The sequence below is a fragment of the Denitratimonas organivorans genome (assembly GCF_037478135.1).
Classification (GTDB): domain Bacteria; phylum Pseudomonadota; class Gammaproteobacteria; order Xanthomonadales; family Xanthomonadaceae; genus Denitratimonas.
On record NZ_JBBHDV010000006.1, the window covers coordinates 110,935 to 130,154 of the forward strand.

The following is a 19,220-nucleotide window of genomic DNA, read 5'->3' on the forward strand; positions in this document are numbered from 1 at the left end:
GCCCCGATGATCGTGTGTCACGACAGGGAGATCGGCCATGGGCACCCACCGGCGACTGGCAAGCGCCACGATGATCAGCCTAAGCGCGCTGCTGGCGGGCTGCGGGCAGTCCGCTGAATCACAAGCCGCCAGCGCCTGCGAGGCCGAGGCCGAACAGCGCTCGCAGGGCAAGATGCTGCAGGTGGACAGCAAGGCACTGCTGCACAGCGTGAAGCTGGAAGACAACGGCATCTACACGATGCAGGCGCCGGTCACCTTCGATACCGGCCTGCAATCCGAATACGCCCAGACCCTGACCTGCCGGGTGCAGATCAGTGACGGGCAAGCGCGCGTGGTCGGCATCACCTTCGTCTTCTGATCCACTCTGCGGCGCGGGCGATGATCCGCGCCGGCCGGCGGTGTACCATGTCGCGCTCGCACGCGGCGCATCCCGCGCCCGCCGGAGCCATCCCGCTTGAGCATCGCCCTCTTTCCTACCGGGCCGTCGCCACGATGATCGCGCATCGTGGCTGCCTTTTCATCGTCTCGGCCCCGTCCGGTGCCGGCAAGTCCTCGCTGGTCAATGCCGTGCTGAAACGCGAGCCTGGCATCTCGCTGTCGATTTCCTTCACCTCGCGCGCACCACGCCCGAGCGAGCGCCACGACGAGCACTACCACTTCGTCAGCGCCGACACCTTCCGCAGCATGATCGCGGCCGGGGATTTCTTCGAATATGCCCAGGTCCACGGCGACTACAAGGGCACCGCGCGCCAGTCGGTGGAACCGTTGCTCGCCGACGGTCGCGATGTGCTGCTGGAGATCGACTGGCAGGGCGCGCGCCAGGTGCGCGAGAAAGTGCCGGACTGCGTCACCATCTTCATCCTGCCGCCCTCGCGCCAGGAACTGGAACGCCGCCTGCGCACCCGCGCCCAGGACAACGAGGAAACCATCCTGCGCCGGCTCGCCGATTCGCGTGGTGAAATCGAACACGCGCACGAGTTCGACTACATCGTCATCAACCAGGATTTCGAACAGGCGGTCGAGGACATCTGCGCCATCGTGCGCAGCCAGCGCCTGCGCTGCCCGGCCCAGGCGCAGCGCCACGAGGAACTGATCCAGGCCCTGCTGCGCTGAACCGCCCGCCACCTCCTTCAGCGACAGGATTTGCCTGTACAGCAAGGGCCTGCGTAGAATAAGCGGTTCCGCTGAATTTCCGACTTCCGCCGAGGATCCCCCATGGCACGTGTCACCGTAGAAGATTGTCTTGAAGTGGTCGACAACCGCTTCGAACTGGTCGTCATGGCCTCGCGTCGTGCGCGCCAGCTCGCCAAGGGTGCGCCGAGCACGCTGGAAGGCGAAGAGCAGGACGACAAGCCCACCGTGCTGGCACTGCGCGAAATCGCCGCACGCAGCATCGACGAAACCATGATCGACGAAGTCGACCGGGTCGAGCGCGAACGCCGCGAACGCGAAGCCCTGGAATGGGCCGCCGCCGAGGTCGATGATGACCTCGCCAAAGGCGCCGACGACCTTTGATCCGCTGACGGCGACAGGCATGCCTGCACGACCGTCCCGCACCAGCATTGCCCTGCCCGTCTGCGCTGCGTAGGCTGGCAGCATGGGCACTTCCCTTTCTCCACCTCCCGCTGCCACCGAACTCGGCCCCGACCCCTGTCCCGAACTGGTCGAGGAGCTGCTGCGCAGCGTGCGCGCCTACCTGCCGGTAGACCAGGTCGACCTGGTCTACCAGGCCTATCGGCTCGGCGCGCTGGCCCACGATGGCCAGTACCGCAAGAGCGGCGAGGCCTACATCACCCACCCGGTGTCGGTCGCGATGCTGCTGACCGAACTGGGCATGGATGTGGAAACCATCTGCGCCGCGATCCTGCACGATGTGCTGGAAGACACCCCGATCGAGCGCGAGCGCATCGCCGCGCAATTCGGTGAAACCGTGGCCGAACTGGTCGATGGCGTCACCAAGCTGGACAAGGTCCGCTTCAGCAGCCGCCAGGAAGCCGCCGCTGAGAGTTTCCGCAAGATGCTGCTGGCGATGGCGCGTGATCTGCGCGTGATCCTGATCAAGCTCGCCGACCGCCTGCACAATATGCGCACCATTGGCGCGATGGCACCGGATTCACGCCGCCGCATCGCGCGCGAAACCCTCGACATCTACGCCCCGATCGCGCAGCGCCTGGGCATGAACCGGGTCAAGGGCGAGTTGCAGGATCTGGGCTTCAAGGGCCTGTACCCCAAGCGCCACGCGGTGATCACCCGCCACGTCAAGACCCTGCCGGCCTCGCGTCGCGAGGCGATGGACAAGATCGAAACCGCGCTGGCCCACAAGCTCACCCAGGACAGCATTCCGCACCGTCTGGTGTGGCGGGTGAAGTCGCCGTACAGCATCTACCGCAAGATGAAGCTGGAACAGAAGACGCTGGACCAGGTGATGGACGTGTTCGGCTTCCGCGTGATCGTCGATGAAACGATGCAGTGCTACATGGCGCTGGGCTCGGTGCATGGCCTCTACAAGCCGGTCGATGCGCGCTTCCGCGATTTCATCGCGATCCCCAAGGCCAACGGCTACCAGTCGCTGCACACATTGTTGTTCAGCCCGTACGGCTCGCCGATCGAAGTGCAGATCCGCACCGAGGAAATGGACCAGGTGGCTGAACGCGGCATCGCCGCGCACTGGCTCTACAAGTCCCCGGACAGCGCGCAGAACAGCGCCCAGACCCGTGCCCAGCAGTGGCTTGCCAGCCTGCTGGAATCGCAGGAGGCAGCCGGTTCCTCGCTCGAATTCCTCGACAACGTCAAGGTCGACCTGTTCCCCGACGAGGTCTACCTGTTCTCGCCCAAGGGCGACATCCTCTCGCTGCCGCGCAATGCCACCGCGCTGGATTTCGCCTACGCGGTGCACACCGATGTCGGCGACCACGCCGTGGCCGCGCGCATCGACAAGAAACTGGCACCGCTGCGCACCCGCCTGGCCAGCGGCCAGACCGTGGAAATCATCACCGCGCCATCGGCCGCGCCCAATCCGAGCTGGCTGGAATGGGTCGTCTCCAGCCGCGCGCGCACCGCGATCCGGCACTTCCTCAAGCACCTGCAGCATGAAGACGCGGTGGAACTGGGCCACCGCATGCTGGACCGCGCGCTGGAATCGGTCGACAGCTCGCTCGACCGGATCCCGGCCAAGGTGCTGGAGCAATACCTGACCGACGCGCGCCTGCGGCGGCTGGAAGACCTGCTGGCCGAGATCGCGCTGGGCAACCGCATCGCGCTGCAGGTCGCGCAGTCGCTGACCCGCGGCGTCGACGGCCAGACCCACGAGCCGCACGTGCTGAGCAGCGAAAAGATCAAGATCACCGGCGCCGAACGCGGCGTGCTGAGTTTCCCGACCTGCTGCCTGCCGGTGCCGGGCGACGACATCATCGGCTTCATGTCCACCGGCAAGGGCATCGTCGTGCACCGCGCCGACTGCCCGAATGTGCCGGAACTGCGCAAATCCCCGGAGCGCTGGGTGCCGATCGGCTGGAGCCGCGAAGTCAGCGGTGATTTCCGCTCCGCGATCCGGGTGGAAGTGGAAAACAAGCCCGGCGTGCTGGCCGGCGTCGCCGCCGCCATCGCCGAAACCGAAGCCAACATCGACAACGTCGAATACCAGGAACGCGATCTGCGCTCGGCCGTGATTGTGTTCTCCATCGACGTGCGCGACCGCAAGCACCTGGCCGACGTCATCCGCCGCGTGCGCCGCCTGCCGGTGGTGATCGGAGTGCAGCGGCGCTGAGGGCGCACGGCAGCCTCCCGTACTGCGTGCCGGAAGAAACATCCGGGCTAAACTTGCGGTTTCCTTCCTTCACCCAGGGTTTCCGCCATGTCCCGCCAGATCATCCATACCGATGCCGCACCGGCTGCCATCGGGCCGTATTCGCAGGCCGTGAAGGCCGGCAACACCGTCTACCTGTCCGGCCAGTTGCCGCTGGATCCGGCCACGATGGAGCTGGTCTCCGATGATGTCGCGGCGCAGGCGCGGCAGGTGTTCACCAATCTGGCGGCGGTGTGCAAGGCGGCCGGTGCCGGCCTGCCGCAGATTGCACGGGTCGGCATCTACCTGACCGATCTGTCGCGCTTTTCCGAAGTGAACGCGGTGATGGCCGAATTCTTCAGCGCGCCGTATCCGGCCCGTTCCACGATCGAGGTATCGGCGCTGCCGCGCGGCGCGCAGGTCGAAGTGGATGCGGTGATGGTGCTGGACTGAGTCCGTCGCCAGCGTTACACGAACGGACAACAGCGTGAAGCCGGACCCTGCCCGCCAGGCCGTCGACATCCTGCGCGGCGTTGGCCCGCAACTGGCCGCCAAACTTGCCGCGCGCGGGCTGGGCACGTTGCAGGATCTGTGGCTGCACCTGCCGTTGCGGCACGAAGACCGCACCCGGCTGACCCCGATCGCACAACTGCGCCAAGGCCAGCCGGCACAGGTGCACGGCCGGGTGGAAGCGGTGGAGCGCGGTTTCCGTGGCCGGCCGATGCTGCGCGTGGCGGTCGGCGATGATTCCGGCGCCACATTGGTGCTGCGCTTTTTCCATTTCCGTGCGGCGCAGGTGCAGGCCTTCCGTGTCGGCAGCCGCATCCTCTGCCACGGCGAGGCGCGCGGCGGCCAGTTCAGCATGGAAATGGTGCACCCCAGCTACCGCCTGCTGGACCAGGACGCCGAACTGGTGCTGGGTGAGCGGCTGGATCCGGTCTATCCGGCGGTCGAAGGCATCGGCCCGGTGCAACTGGCGCGCATCATCAACCATGCACTGGACCACCTGCCCAACGACGACACACTGGAGTTGCTGCCCGCCACGCTGTTCGGCGACACCCGCCTGCCGAGCTGGCGCGATGCGGTGCGACTGCTGCACCGCCCGCCTGCGGATGTGGATCACGCGGCGCTGGCCCAGCACCGTCATCCGGCGCAACAGCGCCTGGCGCTGGAAGAACTGCTCGCCCATCAGCTCAGCCTGCGCCGCCAGCGCTTGGCGATGAAGCGCAGGGGAGCGCCGGCCTTGAACCCGCCCGGCGAGCTCGCACGCAAACTACTGGCGGCGCTGCCGTTCGCGCTGACCGGCGCGCAGCAACGCGTGCTGGACACCATCACCCAGGATCTGGCGCAAAACCAGCCGATGCTGCGCCTGGTGCAGGGCGATGTCGGCTCCGGCAAGACCATCGTCGCGGCATTGGCGGCGCTGACAGCGATCGAGTCCGGCGCCCAGGTGGCGCTGATGGCCCCGACCGAACTGCTCGCCGAACAGCACGCCCAGGCCTTCCAGAACTGGTTCACGCCGCTGGGCATTGAGCTGGTGTGGCTGGCCGGCAAGGTCAAGGGCAAGGCCCGCACTGCGGCGCTGGAACGCATCACGGCTGGCGCGCCGATCGTGGTCGGTACCCATGCCCTGGTGCAGGAACACGTGGCCTTCGCCAACCTTGGGCTGGTGATCGTCGATGAACAGCACCGCTTCGGCGTGCACCAGCGTCTGGCGCTGAGCGACAAGGGCCGCAACGCGCCCGGCACGGCACGCGACAACGCCGGCGAGCGCATCCCGCACCAGCTGGTGATGACCGCCACCCCGATCCCGCGCACGCTGGCGATGACCGCCTATGCCGATCTGGATATTTCCGTGATCGATGAACTGCCGCCGGGCCGCACCCCGGTGCAGACCGTGGCGATCAACGCGCAGCGCCGCGGTGAATTGATCGAGCGCATCCGCGCCGCCTGCATCGAGGGCCGGCAGGCCTACTGGGTTTGCACCCTGATCGAGGAAAGCGAAGACCCGCCCGCGCCCGGTGTGCCGAAGATCGACGCCCAGGCCGCCCAGAGCGCCTACGAGCTGTTGCGCGAGCAACTACCCGAAGTGAACGTCGGCCTGATCCACGGCCGCATGAAGCCGGCTGAAAAGCAGTCCACGATGGCCGCCTTCAAGGCCGGCGACATCCAGCTGCTGGTCGCCACCACGGTGATCGAAGTCGGCGTCGACGTGCCCAACGCCAGCCTGATGCTGATCGAGAACGCCGAACGCCTCGGCCTGGCGCAGCTGCACCAGTTGCGCGGCCGGGTCGGTCGCGGTGCGGCGGCTTCGACCTGCGTGCTGATGTACCAGACACCACTGTCGCAACTGGCACGCGAGCGTCTGTCAGTGATGCGTGAAACCACCGACGGCTTCCGCATCGCCGAGAAGGATCTGGAACTGCGCGGACCGGGCGAACTGCTCGGCACCCGCCAGACTGGCCTGGCCGGTTTCCGCATCGCCGATCCGGTGCGCGATGCTGCACTGTTGCCGCAGGTCCAGGCCGCCGCCGATGCGCTGCTGGCGCGCGCACCGCAACAGGCCGATCTGCTGATCGAACGCTGGATCGGGCACGCGGTGCGCTATGCCAGCGCCTGAGTGCAGCCAGCTGCCATCATGGAGTGTCCACATGACTCAACCCTTATTCGAATTCGAGGAAACCCGATGACCCGACACCTGCTGATCGACACCGACCCCGGCGTGGACGATGCACTGGCGATCCTGATCGCGCATGCGCATCCGGACACCCGCATCGCCGCGCTGACCGTGACTGCCGGCAATGTCGGGCTGGACCACACCCTGCGCAATGCACTCAAGCTGTGCGAAGTGGCCGGCATCGACGCACCGGTATTCCCCGGCGCCGCGTTGCCGCTGGTGGCCACGCCGGAAGATGCCGCCTTCGTGCACGGCAAGGACGGTTTCGGCGACACCGGCTACACCCCCGCCGCGCGCAACGCGGAAACCGAACACGCCGCGCTGGCGATGCTGCGCCTTTCACACCAGCACCCCGGTGAACTGACCTTCGTCATGCTTGGGCCGCTGACCAATCTGGCGCTGGCGCTGTCGCTCGACCCGACTCTGCCGCAGCGCGTGCCGCGCCTGGTCATCATGGGCGGCGCCGTCACCGGGCGCGGCAACACCCATATCCCGGTCGAGTTCAACACCGGTTTTGATCCGGAAGCGGCGCGTATCGTGTTCGAGCGCTGGCCGCAGTTCGAACTGGTCGACTGGGAGGCCACGATGCGCCACGGCCTGCCGCATGCGCAGTGCAACCAGTGGTTCGCCACCGATCACCCGATCGCGCGCTTCTACGATGCGATCTCCTGCAACACCCGCAACTGGTCGATCGACCGCCGCGGCGACGAATGGCACAGCGCCGATGCGTTGGCGATGGCATATGTCGTTGCACCCGAAGCGGCGCTGGAAACCGCCGAACGCCACGTCAGCGTGGAGCTGGGAGGCCAGTACACCCGCGGCATGACCGTGGTCGACTGGGACCAGCGCACCGGCGCCGCAGCCAATGCCCGCATCCTGCTGCGCTACGACCGCAGCCATTTCGAATCATGGGTGCGGCGTGCGGTGGGCATGGCGGCCTGAGCGGCACCAATCACCCTCACAACAGGGCAAGCAACGCGGCCTCCAACATCGCGTGGTGAGGACACTGCGGCGTCGGGGTTCGCGTTGCTCATCCCGACCTATAGCCTATGCACCTATGCAGCCGACGCAGCCGACGTCCAAAAACAAAGGCCGGCCCATACAGGGCCGGCCTTTCCGGTTGTCTTCCGAACCGGCCCGGACATCGAGCCGGGCCGTGGCTTGCGTCGCGTAGACGCTCAATTCAGGCGGCTGCTCTCAAGCCGGCGCAGCAGACTCTTCTTGGCCGCAAGCTTTTCGCGTTTCATCTGCGACAAGGTGCCCGGCGCCAGCGGCAATGCGCCGCACGAGGCATCGGCCACCTGCTTGTCGAGTTTCTGATGGCGCTGGTAAAGGCGGCGGAATTCCTGGTCACTCTGCATCAGGGCGTGGATCTCGCTTTGCGGATGCGCTTCGAACATGTCGATCAACCTCCTTGCAGTGGGTAGCGTGGTGACGGCGCAGGCAACGCCTGCGCCTTCCTGTGAAGACAGGACCGGATGCAGTTGGTTCCATGGGTGTGATGTCGGCCGGGGCCGCACTGCGTGCGCGGGCACACGAACGCCGCCCCCTCGTCTGCGTCCCTGCCCGATTCAGCAATGGAACGCGAGACGATACGAGGCGGCGGGGAAACGTCATTCGGCCAGTCCTTCACAGGGCCAGGGCAGCAGTGCCCCGGCAGCTTCGACCCTACTCCGGCCGTGGGAGCCCCGCAAGTGACCTGCGGAAAGCCGGCCCGGCAACGCGCGCAGACGGAGGACCCGGCCTGAAACTACGCCTCAGTGCGCATCCAGCACGACGATTTCCACGCGTCGGTTGCGGGCCCGGCCTTCAGCGCTGGCGTTGTCGGCTACCGGGCGATCCTTGCCAAGACCGACGGCACTCAGGCGCGCGCCATCGACACCGTCCTGCAGCAGCGCCTCGCGTACCGCTTCGGCGCGCTTCTGCGACAGCACCTGGTTCAGGTTGGCACTGCCCTGGCTGTCGGTATGGCCTTCGATCAGCACTGTCTTGTCCGGGAAACGATTGACGAACTCGACCACGCGCTGGAGGTTGGCACGCGCTTCCGGACGCAGCTGCGACTGGCCACTGGCGAAAGCGTCGCCGGACAGTGTCATGACCTGGCCGCGCGCTTCGCTGGTGGCGGTCATGGTCTGCAATTGCAGGCGCAGGCTTTCGGCGGCGGCAAAGGCCAGGTCGGCCTCGCGCCGCGCCAGCGCGGCTTCCTGCGATTGCGCTTCGGCCAGACGCCGGGCCTGGTCGGCTTCGGCGCTGGAAAGCTCGCTCAGCGCCATGGCGCTGGCGGCGGCTTGCTGGGCCCGCTGCGCTTCTTCAAGCCGGGCCAAGCTCTGCAGGCGCAGCTTTTCGGCTTCCAGACGCGAAGCTTCGGCATCGCGCCGGCTGGCTTCCAGCAGGATCCGGTCGCGCTCGCGCTCCAGCAGCTGGATCTGCTGCTGGTACGACTCCGCTTCGGCCGCGACGCGTGCAATATCGACACGACGTTCAGCCACGAACAGCGCGTCAGGCCGGTCGCGGCGGCTGGCACCGGCCAAGGCGTCGATCGCCTGTTGCGCACGCAAGCGCTCGACCCGCGCCAGTTCACCGAGCAGCGAATCCCGTTCCAGCGTGCGCAGCTGGCTGCGCAGACGTTCGACTTCGGCATCGACCTTCTGTGCCGTCACGCCGCTGGCCAGCAACAGGCCGACGCCCAACAGGCATGCCGGGGCAAGACGCTTCATCGCCAGGCGCTTCATGGTTGACCTCCTTCGCCCAGCAGCTCGCGCCGCAGACGGGCATTTTCTTCGGTCCGGCGGCGCACTTCCTCGCGCCCGGCGGCGGCCTGCGAGCGCTGGTGCGCCAGCTGCGCTTCCAGTTCGGCCTGCTGGGCATAGCGCTCGGCACCCGCGTAGTCGCGTTCGGCCACGGCCACTTCCGCAGCTGCCAGGCGTTGTACCGCGCGCCCCAACTCCACCGGCGCATAGTCCTCGGCACCCGCCTTGCGCGCCTGCGAAATACGGCTGTCGGCTGCATCCAGCGCGTCGCGCGGCGGCGGCGTGCTGGCACAGGCGGCAAGCAAACAAGTGAGGAACAGTGCAACAAGTGGAAGTTTCAAATCGTTTCGTGTCATATCATGCAGCCCCAAGGGGGCGGTCCTTCGCTGGCCCGATGCCGGACATTCTGGCGTCGCTGCCACATTGCCCGCAATTCCCGCGCGCCAGCGGCACTCGGACCTCACAAGAAAATCCAGCAGGGATCATCGCATGGACATCGGTTACTTCCTCAAGCTCATGACCGAGAAAAACGCCTCGGACATGTTCCTGACGACCGGCGCACCGGTGAACATCAAGGTCGAGGGCAAGCTCTATCCGCTCGGCAGCACGGGATTGCCGGCCGGCATGGTCAAGAAGATCGCCTATTCGCTGATGGACGAGGGCCAGGTGCCGCAGTTCGAGCGCGATCTGGAGCTGAACATGGCGATCGCGGTGAAGGACGCCGGCCGCTTCCGCGTCAACGTGTTCAAGCAGCGCGGCGAAGTGGGCATGGTGATCCGCGCGATCAAGAGCGAAATCCCGACGATCGAGCAGCTCAAGCTGCCGCCGATCCTGAAGGACATCATCATGGAGCCGCGCGGGCTGGTGCTGGTGGTCGGCTCCACCGGCTCGGGCAAATCGACCTCGCTGGCGGCGATGATCGATCACCGCAACACCAACACCACCGGCCATATCCTCACGGTCGAGGATCCGATCGAATTCCTGCACCGGCACAAGAAATCCATCGTCAACCAGCGCGAGGTCGGGCTCGATACGCACGGTTTCCACAACGCGCTGAAGAACGCGATGCGCGAGGCGCCGGACGTGATCCTGATCGGCGAAATCCTCGATCAGGTGACGATGGAGGCGGCCATCTCCTTCGCCGAAACCGGCCATCTGTGCCTGGCCACGCTGCACTCCAACAACGCCGACCAGACGCTTGAGCGCATCCTCAACTTCTTCCCCGAGGCCGCGCACAAGAACATCCTGATGAACCTGTCGCTGAACCTGAAGGCGGTCATCAGCCAGCGTCTGGTGGTCGGCAATGACGGCAAGCGCCTGCCGGCGGCCGAAATCCTGATCAACACGCCGCTGATCCGCGACATCATCCGCCGGGGTCAGGTGCACGAGGTCAAGGAAGCGATGGAGCGCTCGCTGCAGGAGGGCATGCAGACCTTCGACCAGGACCTGTTCCGGATGTACAAGGATGGCCGCATCGAGTTGGAAGAGGCGCTGCGCAAGGCCGATTCGCGCGATGGCCTGGCATTGAAGATCCGCCTGTCAGAAGGCGGTGCCGGCGAACACGATCCCTACGCCGACACCTTCAACGCACCCGACGCTTTCAGCTGAGCCACACTGTGCGTCACGACGATGGCCACGGCGCGCCACCTATCACGCCGGCGGCGCATCCGACTGGGCTTCGGGCAACGCGGCACGGAAAGCATCCAGCGCCTGGCAATTGGCCTCGATCCGCAGCAGGCTCGGATACCGCGACAGATCCAGCGCAAACCGGCGCGCGTTGTACAGCTGCGGTACCAGACAGCAATCAGCCAGCGACGGCATCTCGCCTTCGCAGAAGTCGCCGGTGGACGGATGCCCGGCCAGCATCGCTTCGATCGCTTCAAACCCTTGCGCCATCCAGTGCCGCATCCAGTCGCTGCGTGCGTCTGCCGCCACACCCAGCTCGCGTTCCAGATACTGCATCACGCGCAGATTGTTGAGCGGGTGGATATCGCAGGCCACCGCCTGCGCGATGGCGCGCACCCGGGCACGATCGCGCGCGGTGCTGGGCAGCAGTGGCGGGTCCGGATGCAGCTCGTCCAGGTATTCGATGATCGCCAGTGACTGGCGGATGCTGCGCTCGCCATCCTGCAATACCGGCACCGTGCCCTGTGGATTGAGGGCGCGAAACTCGGGCCGGTGCTGTTCGCCGCCATCGCGTACCAGATGCACCGGCACCTGTTCGTAAGGCAGCTGCTTCAGGTTCAGCGCGATGCGCACGCGGTAGGCGGCACTGGAGCGCCAGTAGCCGTACAGACGAAGTTTGCCGCTCATGTCGTATCCCTCCGTTGCGGTGGGATGCAGCGTACCGCGAAGCGCGCCCGGCTGCGCAAGCCCGGGCGCGGGATGCGATCAGACTTGGATGCGCTGTTGGATCGCACCGAAGATCGTGGCACCGTCGGCATCCAGCATCTCGATCCGCACGACATCGCCGTCGCGCATGAACGGGGTGATCGGCGCGCCGGTTTCCAGCGCCTCCACAGTGCGCTTTTCGGCAAAGCACGAAGCACCCAGCGAGGTATCCTGATTGGCCACCGTGCCCGAACCGACCAGGGTGCCGGCGGTCAGCGGCCGGGTGCGCGCGGCATGCGCGACGAGCTGACCGAAATCGAACTGCATGTCGACACCGGCTTCCGGTGCGCCGAACCATTCGCCATTGACGTGCGTCAGCATCGGCCGGTGCAGCTTGCAGCCGCGCCAGGCATCGCCCAGCTCGTCGGGCGTGACGAACACCGGGCTCAGCGCCGAACGCGGCTTGGATTGAAGGAAACCGAAACCCTTGGCCAGTTCGCCCGGAATCAGATTGCGCAGCGAGACATCGTTGACCAGCCCGACCAGCACGATGTGCCTGGCCGCCGCTTCCGGCGTCACGCCCATCGGCACGTCGTCGGTCACCACGATCACCTCGGCTTCCAGGTCGATGCCCATGTCCTCGCTCGGCACCTGCACCGGGTCGCGCGGGCCGAGGAAGCCGGCGCTGGTGGCCTGGTACATCAGCGGATCGGTGTAGAAACTTTCCGGCACCTGTGCGCCACGCGCGCGGCGTACCCGTTCCACATGCGGCAGATAGGCCGAGCCGTCGACGAACTCGAAGGCGCGCGGCAAAGGCGCGGCCAGCTGCGCCATGTCCAGCTCGAACACCGGCATACCGTTGATCGTGGACACCTTCGGCGCCTCGATCGCCTCGGCCACGGTGGCAAGACGCGGCGACAACACGGCCCAGTCGTCCAGTGCAGCCTGCAGGGTGGCGGCGATCTCGGGCACCTGCACGGCGCGCGCCAGATCGCGCGAAACCACGATCAGGGTGCCGTCGCGGCCACCGGATTTGAGCGAAGCAAGTTTCATCGTAAGTATTCCTCGAAAAGTGTGGTTCTTCGGCTCCCTCTCCCCTGCCAACGGCGGGGAAGAGGGACGGGCTGAGGGGGATTTTCGCTGCGGCCAAAAGCCAAAGCACTCGCGCCTATGGCGCTCACACCCTCGCCCTGGCCCTCTCCCCCGCACACGGGGGAGAGGGGATCAAACGATTCACGGCAACTGGAAGTGGCGCTCCAGCCCGCGCCAGCATTCGCTGTAGTCCTGCTGCCGGAACGGCGCATCCAACGCCTGCCGCGCCGGGCACAGCACCGCACGGGTTTCGAACATGAAGGCCATCGTATCGGCGATGACATCGGGGCGGGATAGATCGGCGGCACTGGCCTTGTCGAACGTCGCCCGATCCGGCCCGTGGCCGGTGAAGCTGTTGTGCAGCGAACTGCCGCCGGGCACGAAACCTTCCGCCTTGGCATCGTAGACGCCGTGTACCAGCCCCATGAACTCGCTGGCCACATTGCGGTGGAACCACGGCGGGCGGAAGGTGTCCTGCGCCACCAGCCAGCGCGGCGGGAAGATCGCGAAATCCATATTGCTCACGCCCGGCGTATCGCTGGACGAATGCAGCACAAGGAAGATCGACGGATCCGGATGGTCGTAGCTGATCGAGCCGATGGTGTTGAAGCGCCGCAGATCGTAGCGGTACGGCGCGTAATTGCCGTGCCAGGCGACCACGTCCAGCGGCGAATGCTCCATCGTGCTGCGCCACAGCGCGCCCTGGAACTTGGCGACCAGCTCGACCTCGTCATCGACATCTTCGTACGCCGCCACCGGGGTTTCGAAATCGCGCGGATTGGCCAGCCCGTTGGAACCGATCGGGCCCAGATCCGGCAGCTTCAGCAGCGCACCGAAGTTCTCGCAGACATAGCCGCGCACGGGGCCATCCGGCAATTCCACCCGGAAACGGATGCCGCGCGGGATCACCGCGATCTGCTGCGGCTCCACTTCAATCACCCCCAATTCGGTGACCAGCCGCAACGCACCGTGCTGCGGCACTATCAGCATTTCCGCATCGGCGTTGTAGAACACCCGCGCCTGCATCGAGGCATTGGCCGCGTACAGATGGATGCCGACGCCGCTCTGCGCCGCCGGCCCGCCGTTGCCGGCCATCGTGAACAGGCCATCGACGAAATCGGTCGGCGTTTCGGGCCACGGCAGCGGCGACCAGCGCAGCGGGTCCGGCGTGGCCGCCGCTTCGGCGAAGCGGTTGTGGAAATACGGATGCGCCTGCGGCGAGAACCCGCCGGCGAACGCCGCCGGCCGGATGCGGTACAACCAGCTGCGCCTATTGCTGGCACGCGGCGCGGTGAAGGCGGTACCGGACAGCTGCTCGGCGTACAGCCCCAGCGGCGCGCGCTGCGGCGAATTGCGCCCCACCGGCAACGCCCCGGGCACCGCCTCGGTCGCGAACTCGTTGCCGAAACCGGTCATATAGTTCGTCATTTCAGCCTCGCTTTCTATCAAGCCCCTCTCCCGCCGGGAGAGGGGTTTTCTCCCGCTTACAGCACGCCGCGGCGCATCTGGTCGCGTTCGATGCTTTCGAACAGCGCCTGGAAGTTGCCTTCGCCGAAGCCTTCGTTGCCCTTGCGCTGGATGATCTCGAAGAAGATCGGTCCCAGCGCGTTCTGGGTGAAGATCTGCAGCAGCTTGCGCTGCTTGGTTTCAGGATCGGCGTCGATCAGGATCGCGTTGCGGCGCAGGCGTTCGACATCCTCGCCGTGGTTCGGGATGCGCTCGTCGATGTAATTGAAGTAGGCATCCGGGGTATCGAGGAAGGCGATGCCGGCGGCGCGCATTTTTTCCACCGTCTCGTAGATGTCGTCGGTGAAGCAGGCGATGTGCTGGATGCCCTCACCCTTGTACTGGTCCAGATATTCGTTGATCTGCGACTTGGGATCGGAGGATTCGTTGAGCGGAATGCGCACCATTCCGTCCGGCGCGGTCATCGCCTTGGACAGCAGGCCGGTCTTGGCGCCCTTGATGTCGAAGTAGCGGATCTCGCGGAAGTTGAACAGGCGCTCGTAGTAGTCCGACCACTTCGCCATGTTGCCTTCGTAGAGATTGTGGGTCAGGTGGTCGATGAAGGTCAGACCGAAACCCTTCGGCATCAGGTCCACGCCGGGCAGGACTTCGTAATCCGGATCATGGATCGTGCCCTTGGTGTCGTAGCGGTCCACCAGATACAGCATGCAGCCGCCGATGCCCTTGATCACCGGCGCGGCCACGGCCTTGCTCAGCTCGTCGTTCGCGTCGAAGGCCTCGGCGCCGTTCTTCAGCGCCTGCACCCGCACCCACTCGGCCAGCTTGTTGAAGCGGATCGCGAAACCACAGGCGGAAGGCCCGTGTTCGGCGGCAAAACGCGCCGCGAACGAATCCGGATCCTCGTTGATCAGGAAGGTGCAGTCGCCCTGCCGGTAGGTGCTGATCGGGCGGGTCTTGTGGCGCGCGACCTGGCTGAAGCCGAGCTTCTTGAAGTAGTCGTGCAACTGGCCGGCCTGGCCTTCGGGTGCGGCGTATTCGACGAACTCGAAGCCGTCGATACCCATCGGGTTTTCGAACGTGACCGGCGTCATGCCGGGAGAAATCTGGGCGCTCATCGCGGGTCTCCTGAAAACGGGACGGCGGTTGTGCCGCCGAGTGGGCGGATTTATAGTTTCATTTGAAACCATATGCAATCTGCGCCGCACCATGACCGAACCCGATGCCCTGGATCTGGCCCGCTTCCTGCCCTACCGGCTGTCGGTGCTGTCCAACACCATCAGCCAGGCGATCGCGGCCGACTACGAACAGCGCTTCGGGCTGTCGGTGACGCAATGGCGGGCGATGGCGATCCTGGGCCGGCATGACGGTCTGGCGGCGCGCGATGTCGCCAGCCGCGCCGCGATGGACAAGGTCGCGGTCAGCCGCGCGGTCGCGGCGCTGGTGGAAAAAGACCTGCTGCGGCGCGACACCGCGCCGCAGGACAAGCGCGAATCACGCCTGCACCTGACCGCCGCCGGGCGCCGCATCCACGACCAGATCGTGCCACTGGCACTGGAGCACGAACGCCGGGTGCTGGAACGGCTCACGCCGGAAGAGCGCCACTGGCTGGCGCGCATCCTGGATGCGCTGCAGGATGCGCCCGCCGCCGGTATGGAATGACATCACGCGGACGGCTCCGGGCGCGGCCTGAGCCATCCACCACGGCTCAGGGCTTGCGCCAGAACCCGGCGTTGCGGATGCCCAGCGCATCCGGATCGAACACCGGGTCCAACCCCGCCTTCTTCTGCCGCTCGTAATCGCGCAACGCGATCAGTGCCGGCTTCTGCAGGATCAGGATCGCGATGATATTGAGCCAGGCCATGACGCCTACGCCGATATCCCCCAGCGTCCAGGCCGCGCCCGCCGAGCGTACTGCGCCCAGGATCACCGCCAGCAGGATCACCACCCGCAGCACCATCGTCATCCACGGACGGTGCACCTTGCGGTTGATGTAGGCGATGTTGGTTTCCGCCATGTAGTAGTAGGCGACGATGGTGGTGAAGGCGAAGAACAGCAGCGCCAGCGCCACGAAGCCCGCGCCATAGCCCGGCAACACCGATTCCACCGCCGCCTGCGCGAAGCCCGGTCCGGCCTCCACCCCCGGCAGGGCCTCGACCAGCATCGACCCCTCGGGCATGGCCACGTTGTACATGCCGGTGGAAAGAATCATGAAGGCCGTGGCCGAGCACACCAGCAGGGTGTCGACGTAGATCGAGAACGCCTGCACATAGCCCTGCTTGGCCGGATGCGAGACCTCGGCCGCGGCGGCCGCGTGCGGGCTGGTGCCCTGCCCGGCCTCGTTGGAATAGATGCCGCGCTTGACGCCCCACTCCACCGCCAGCCCCAGCATGGCGCCGAAGCCGGCCTCCAGGCCGAAGGCGCTGCGGAAGATCAGCGAGATCATGCTCGGCACCTGCTCGGCATTGAGCACCATGATCACGAACGCCACCAGCATGTAGGCCAGGGCCATGAACGGCACCACCAGTTCGGCGAAGCGCGCGATGCGCTTGACGCCGCCGAAGATGATGAAGCCCAGCGCCAGCACCACGCCGGTGGCGGTGACCGCAGGCGGAATGTCCCAGGCGTTCTCCATGCCCGATGCGATGCCGTTGGCCTGCACCCCCGGCAGGAAGAAGCCGGTGGCGATGATGGTGGCCAGCGCGAACAGCCACGCATACCACCTCTGCCCCATCGCCTTCTCGATGTAGTACGCCGGCCCACCGCGGTATCGTCCTTCGTCGTCCTTTTCCTTGTAGATCTGCGCCAGTGTCGATTCGACGAACGAAGTCGAGGCGCCGAGGAAGGCCATCACCCACATCCAGAACACCGCGCCCGGTCCGCCGAAGGCGATGGCAGTGGCGACGCCGGCGATGTTGCCGATGCCCACGCGGCCCGACAGCGAGATCGCCAGCGCCTGGAAGGAGGACACGCCGGCCTGCGAGGACTTGCCCGAAAGCAGGAGCTGGATCATTTCCGGCACGTGCCGCAGCTGCATGAAGCGGGTGCGGATGGAAAAGTACAGGCCGGCGCCCAGACACAGCCAGATCAGCGGCTGGCTCCAGATCAGACCATTGACGAAATTGACGAACTGTTCCACCTGGACTCCGTTGGCAGCCGCCCCGGCCGCCGTTTTGGCCCGGAACGTGCTGGACGATCGCGGGCTGGCTTTCAACCGGCGCAAGTCGCCGGTTCCCCTTGCTCAGCGCGGCAGCTCCGCCGCGCCTGACGCAGCAGCGTAAACGACGAATCCGAAGCCGTCGATCCTCGCCCGGAATCAGCCGGCATCTTTCCGGTCCCCGCCAAGCTCCGCGTCAGACCCCGACCGCTCCGGCGCCGTCATGCGTGGCGCCCGGCATCGCCGGAGGGGCGGATCTTGCGCCTATACTCAGCGGCTTCACATCCAAGGGGTCCGCTCTATGTCCACCGCCGCTCCCGCCCTTTCCGGGCAGGATGAATTCCTCGGCCATCCCAAAGGCCTGTACGTCTGCTTTCTGACCGAGATGTGGGAGCGCTTCGCGTTCTACGGCATGAAGGCGCTGCTGTTCCTGTACCTGACCAAGCACCACCTGTTCAGCGATACCGACGGCTACCTGTTGCTGGGCACCTACGCCGGTCTGGCCTATGCGCTGCCGCTGCTGGGCGGCATCCTGGCCGACAAGTATCTGGGCATGCGCAAGGCGGTGGTGTACGGCGGCATCCTGCTGGTGCTGGGCCAGCTCGGCATGGCCTATACCGGACACGCCGCCAGCGGCATCCAGGGCGACGGCCAGCAGGACGGGTTCGCGGTGCAGGTGATGTATGCGGCACTGGCACTGATCGCGGTCGGCGTGGGTTTCCTCAAGCCGAACATTTCCACGATTGTCGGGCGGCTGTACGCCGACAAGGATCCGCGCCGTGATTCGGGCTTCACCATCTTCTACATGGGCATCAACATCGGCGCCTTCATTTCTTCGCTGATCGTGGCCTATATCGGCGAGAAGATCGGCTGGGGCTACGGCTTCGGCCTGGCCGGCGTGATGATGGCGCTGGGACTGGTGCAGTTCGTGCTGGGCCGCAAGCACCTGCTGGGCAAGGCTGATCCCGCCGATGCCGCCGCACTGCGCGTGCCCGTGTTCGCCGGCCTCAACCGCGAGTGGCTGATCTATCTGAGCGGCCTGGTACTGGCGGCGGTGGTCTGGCTGGTGCTTCAGACGCGCATCGATTTCGGCCCGCTGTCCTCGCTGGTCGGCGGCCACGAGGTGACCCTGACCGAACTGGTAGCCGTGGTCTTGGGTGCGGCGGTGTACATCTGGTTCATCCGCCTGATGTTCTCGGGCATCAGTCCGGCCGAGAAGGGCCGGATGATCATGCTGATGGTGCTGATCACCGTCAGCGCGCTGTTCTGGGGGCTGTACGAACAGACCTACGGGCCGTGGGTGGCGATGGCCGACCGCGCAATGGACCGCACCACCTTCGGCATCGAATGGACCGCCGGCCAGACCACGGCGTTCGGTGCGCTGTTCGTGATCGCCTTCAGCCCGCTGTTCGCCTGGCTCTGGCCGCGACTGGACAAGGTCCGCCTCAACCCCAGCTATCCGGGCAAGTTTGCCTGGGCACTGGTGCTGTGCGGCCTGGCGTTCGCGGTGCTGGCCTATGCCGCAGCCAATCCCGGCAGCAGCGGCATGGTCAGCCTGTGGTGGATGGTCCTGGCCTACGCGGTACTGGTGCTGGGCGAGATGGCACTGTCGCCGGTCGGCCTTTCCGCAGTGACGTCGCTGTCGATCCCGCGCGCGGTCGGCATGATGATGGGCGCGTGGTTCCTGTTCTCGGCCTTTGGCGAAATCATCGCCGGCCGCATGGGCACCTGGGCCCAGGTGCCACCTGAGGCCAGCATGGCAGAAGCGCTGGCGGTCTATGGCTCGGTTTTCACCAAGATGATGTGGATCGGTCTGGCTGCCGGCGTACTGCTGTTCCTGCTCACGCCCCTCCTGAAACGACTGACGCGCGAAGGCTGACGGCAGGAACCACATTTCGTTTCCACTGCCAGATACAACAACGGCGCCGGAAGGCGCCGTTGTTGTTTGCCGCATCGGATGCCACG

At 66.0% G+C, this 19,220-nt stretch carries 18 protein-coding genes; 10 read left to right on the forward strand and 8 right to left on the reverse strand.

Features of this window, described 5'->3' with window-relative positions; all coding sequences use genetic code 11:
• Positions 1 to 37: 37 nt before the first annotated feature.
• From WDB66_RS08170 to WDB66_RS08200, 7 genes are all read left to right on the forward strand, one after another.
• Positions 38 to 358 (forward strand): hypothetical protein, encoded by a 321-nt coding sequence (locus WDB66_RS08170; RefSeq protein WP_339398055.1) that lies wholly within the window; start codon positions 38 to 40, stop codon positions 356 to 358.
• Between the two features lie 134 nt (positions 359 to 492).
• On the forward strand, positions 493 to 1,113 hold the full coding sequence (gene gmk, locus WDB66_RS08175; RefSeq protein WP_339398167.1) for a guanylate kinase: 621 nt from the start codon (positions 493 to 495) through the stop codon (positions 1,111 to 1,113).
• Positions 1,114 to 1,215: 102 nt separating this feature from the next.
• The gene (rpoZ, locus tag WDB66_RS08180) at positions 1,216 to 1,515 is read left to right on the forward strand and encodes a DNA-directed RNA polymerase subunit omega (protein WP_339398056.1); all 300 of its coding nucleotides are present in this window, start codon (positions 1,216 to 1,218) and stop codon (positions 1,513 to 1,515) included.
• Between the two features lie 82 nt (positions 1,516 to 1,597).
• Complete coding sequence (locus WDB66_RS08185) at positions 1,598 to 3,766, forward strand: RelA/SpoT family protein (RefSeq protein WP_339398057.1); 2,169 nt, start codon at positions 1,598 to 1,600, stop codon at positions 3,764 to 3,766.
• An 87-nt stretch (positions 3,767 to 3,853) separates the two neighbouring features.
• The gene (locus WDB66_RS08190) at positions 3,854 to 4,237 is read left to right on the forward strand and encodes a RidA family protein (RefSeq protein WP_339398058.1); all 384 of its coding nucleotides are present in this window, start codon (positions 3,854 to 3,856) and stop codon (positions 4,235 to 4,237) included.
• Between the two features lie 34 nt (positions 4,238 to 4,271).
• Positions 4,272 to 6,404 (forward strand): ATP-dependent DNA helicase RecG, encoded by a 2,133-nt coding sequence (gene recG / locus WDB66_RS08195; RefSeq protein ID WP_339398059.1) that lies wholly within the window; start codon positions 4,272 to 4,274, stop codon positions 6,402 to 6,404.
• Between the two features lie 66 nt (positions 6,405 to 6,470).
• Positions 6,471 to 7,403 carry a nucleoside hydrolase gene (locus tag WDB66_RS08200; RefSeq protein WP_339398060.1) on the forward strand — a complete coding sequence of 311 codons (933 nt, stop codon included), beginning with the start codon at positions 6,471 to 6,473 and terminating at the stop codon, positions 7,401 to 7,403.
• A gap of 236 nt (positions 7,404 to 7,639) precedes the next feature.
• Here WDB66_RS08200 and WDB66_RS08205 read toward each other — a convergent pair whose 3' ends face one another.
• From WDB66_RS08205 to WDB66_RS08215, 3 genes are all read right to left on the reverse strand, one after another.
• Complete coding sequence (locus WDB66_RS08205) at positions 7,640 to 7,861, reverse strand: HP1242/YdcH family protein (protein ID WP_339398061.1); 222 nt, start codon at positions 7,859 to 7,861, stop codon at positions 7,640 to 7,642.
• 357 nt (positions 7,862 to 8,218) lie between these two features.
• Positions 8,219 to 9,193, reverse strand: coding sequence for an OmpA family protein (locus WDB66_RS08210; protein WP_339398062.1), 975 nt, complete (start codon positions 9,191 to 9,193; stop codon positions 8,219 to 8,221).
• Positions 9,190 to 9,552 carry a DUF4398 domain-containing protein gene (locus tag WDB66_RS08215; RefSeq protein WP_339398063.1) on the reverse strand — a complete coding sequence of 121 codons (363 nt, stop codon included), beginning with the start codon at positions 9,550 to 9,552 and terminating at the stop codon, positions 9,190 to 9,192. The genes WDB66_RS08210 and WDB66_RS08215 overlap by 4 nt, the downstream gene beginning before the upstream one ends.
• Before the next feature lie 148 nt (positions 9,553 to 9,700).
• On the opposite strand from WDB66_RS08215, the gene WDB66_RS08220 reads away from it, so the two are divergent.
• Complete coding sequence (locus tag WDB66_RS08220; RefSeq protein ID WP_339398064.1) at positions 9,701 to 10,819, forward strand: PilT/PilU family type 4a pilus ATPase; 1,119 nt, start codon at positions 9,701 to 9,703, stop codon at positions 10,817 to 10,819.
• Between the two features lie 42 nt (positions 10,820 to 10,861).
• Here the strand turns inward: WDB66_RS08220 and maiA are convergent, their stop codons facing one another.
• The 4 genes from maiA to hppD form a co-directional block, all read right to left on the reverse strand.
• Complete coding sequence (gene maiA / locus WDB66_RS08225; RefSeq protein ID WP_339398065.1) at positions 10,862 to 11,524, reverse strand: maleylacetoacetate isomerase; 663 nt, start codon at positions 11,522 to 11,524, stop codon at positions 10,862 to 10,864.
• Positions 11,525 to 11,602: 78 nt separating this feature from the next.
• A complete protein-coding gene (locus tag WDB66_RS08230) occupies positions 11,603 to 12,595 on the reverse strand; it encodes a fumarylacetoacetate hydrolase family protein (protein WP_339398066.1) in 993 nt (330 codons plus the stop codon).
• 180 nt (positions 12,596 to 12,775) lie between these two features.
• Positions 12,776 to 14,062, reverse strand: coding sequence for a homogentisate 1,2-dioxygenase (gene hmgA / locus WDB66_RS08235; protein WP_339398067.1), 1,287 nt, complete (start codon positions 14,060 to 14,062; stop codon positions 12,776 to 12,778).
• 56 nt (positions 14,063 to 14,118) lie between these two features.
• A complete protein-coding gene (hppD, locus tag WDB66_RS08240) occupies positions 14,119 to 15,216 on the reverse strand; it encodes a 4-hydroxyphenylpyruvate dioxygenase (protein WP_339398068.1) in 1,098 nt (365 codons plus the stop codon).
• 91 nt (positions 15,217 to 15,307) lie between these two features.
• Between hppD and WDB66_RS08245 the strand changes: the two genes are divergently transcribed.
• Positions 15,308 to 15,760 carry a MarR family winged helix-turn-helix transcriptional regulator gene (locus tag WDB66_RS08245; protein WP_339398069.1) on the forward strand — a complete coding sequence of 151 codons (453 nt, stop codon included), beginning with the start codon at positions 15,308 to 15,310 and terminating at the stop codon, positions 15,758 to 15,760.
• A gap of 46 nt (positions 15,761 to 15,806) precedes the next feature.
• Here the strand turns inward: WDB66_RS08245 and WDB66_RS08250 are convergent, their stop codons facing one another.
• Positions 15,807 to 17,237, reverse strand: coding sequence for an alanine/glycine:cation symporter family protein (locus WDB66_RS08250; RefSeq protein WP_339398070.1), 1,431 nt, complete (start codon positions 17,235 to 17,237; stop codon positions 15,807 to 15,809).
• Positions 17,238 to 17,556: 319 nt separating this feature from the next.
• Here WDB66_RS08250 and WDB66_RS08255 point away from each other — a divergent pair, with 319 nt between their 5' ends.
• A complete protein-coding gene (locus WDB66_RS08255; protein WP_339398071.1) occupies positions 17,557 to 19,134 on the forward strand; it encodes a peptide MFS transporter in 1,578 nt (525 codons plus the stop codon).
• Positions 19,135 to 19,220 lie beyond the last annotated feature (86 nt).

Excerpts from the sequence above, each read along its gene's own strand:
- WDB66_RS08170 (WP_339398055.1), top strand. The coding sequence starts at position 38 with ATGGGCACCCACCGGCGACTGGCAAGCGCCACGATGATCAGCCTAAGC.
- gmk (WP_339398167.1), top strand. The coding sequence starts at position 493 with ATGATCGCGCATCGTGGCTGCCTTTTCATCGTCTCGGCCCCGTCCGGT.
- rpoZ (WP_339398056.1), top strand. The coding sequence starts at position 1,216 with ATGGCACGTGTCACCGTAGAAGATTGTCTTGAAGTGGTCGACAACCGC.
- WDB66_RS08185 (WP_339398057.1), top strand. The coding sequence starts at position 1,598 with ATGGGCACTTCCCTTTCTCCACCTCCCGCTGCCACCGAACTCGGCCCC.
- WDB66_RS08190 (WP_339398058.1), top strand. The coding sequence starts at position 3,854 with ATGTCCCGCCAGATCATCCATACCGATGCCGCACCGGCTGCCATCGGG.
- WDB66_RS08200 (WP_339398060.1), top strand. The coding sequence starts at position 6,471 with ATGACCCGACACCTGCTGATCGACACCGACCCCGGCGTGGACGATGCA.
- WDB66_RS08205 (WP_339398061.1), bottom strand. The coding sequence starts at position 7,861 with ATGTTCGAAGCGCATCCGCAAAGCGAGATCCACGCCCTGATGCAGAGT.
- WDB66_RS08210 (WP_339398062.1), bottom strand. The coding sequence starts at position 9,193 with ATGAAGCGCCTGGCGATGAAGCGTCTTGCCCCGGCATGCCTGTTGGGC.
- WDB66_RS08220 (WP_339398064.1), top strand. The coding sequence starts at position 9,701 with ATGGACATCGGTTACTTCCTCAAGCTCATGACCGAGAAAAACGCCTCG.
- maiA (WP_339398065.1), bottom strand. The coding sequence starts at position 11,524 with ATGAGCGGCAAACTTCGTCTGTACGGCTACTGGCGCTCCAGTGCCGCC.
- WDB66_RS08230 (WP_339398066.1), bottom strand. The coding sequence starts at position 12,595 with ATGAAACTTGCTTCGCTCAAATCCGGTGGCCGCGACGGCACCCTGATC.
- hmgA (WP_339398067.1), bottom strand. The coding sequence starts at position 14,062 with ATGACGAACTATATGACCGGTTTCGGCAACGAGTTCGCGACCGAGGCG.
- hppD (WP_339398068.1), bottom strand. The coding sequence starts at position 15,216 with ATGAGCGCCCAGATTTCTCCCGGCATGACGCCGGTCACGTTCGAAAAC.
- WDB66_RS08245 (WP_339398069.1), top strand. The coding sequence starts at position 15,308 with ATGACCGAACCCGATGCCCTGGATCTGGCCCGCTTCCTGCCCTACCGG.
- WDB66_RS08255 (WP_339398071.1), top strand. The coding sequence starts at position 17,557 with ATGTCCACCGCCGCTCCCGCCCTTTCCGGGCAGGATGAATTCCTCGGC.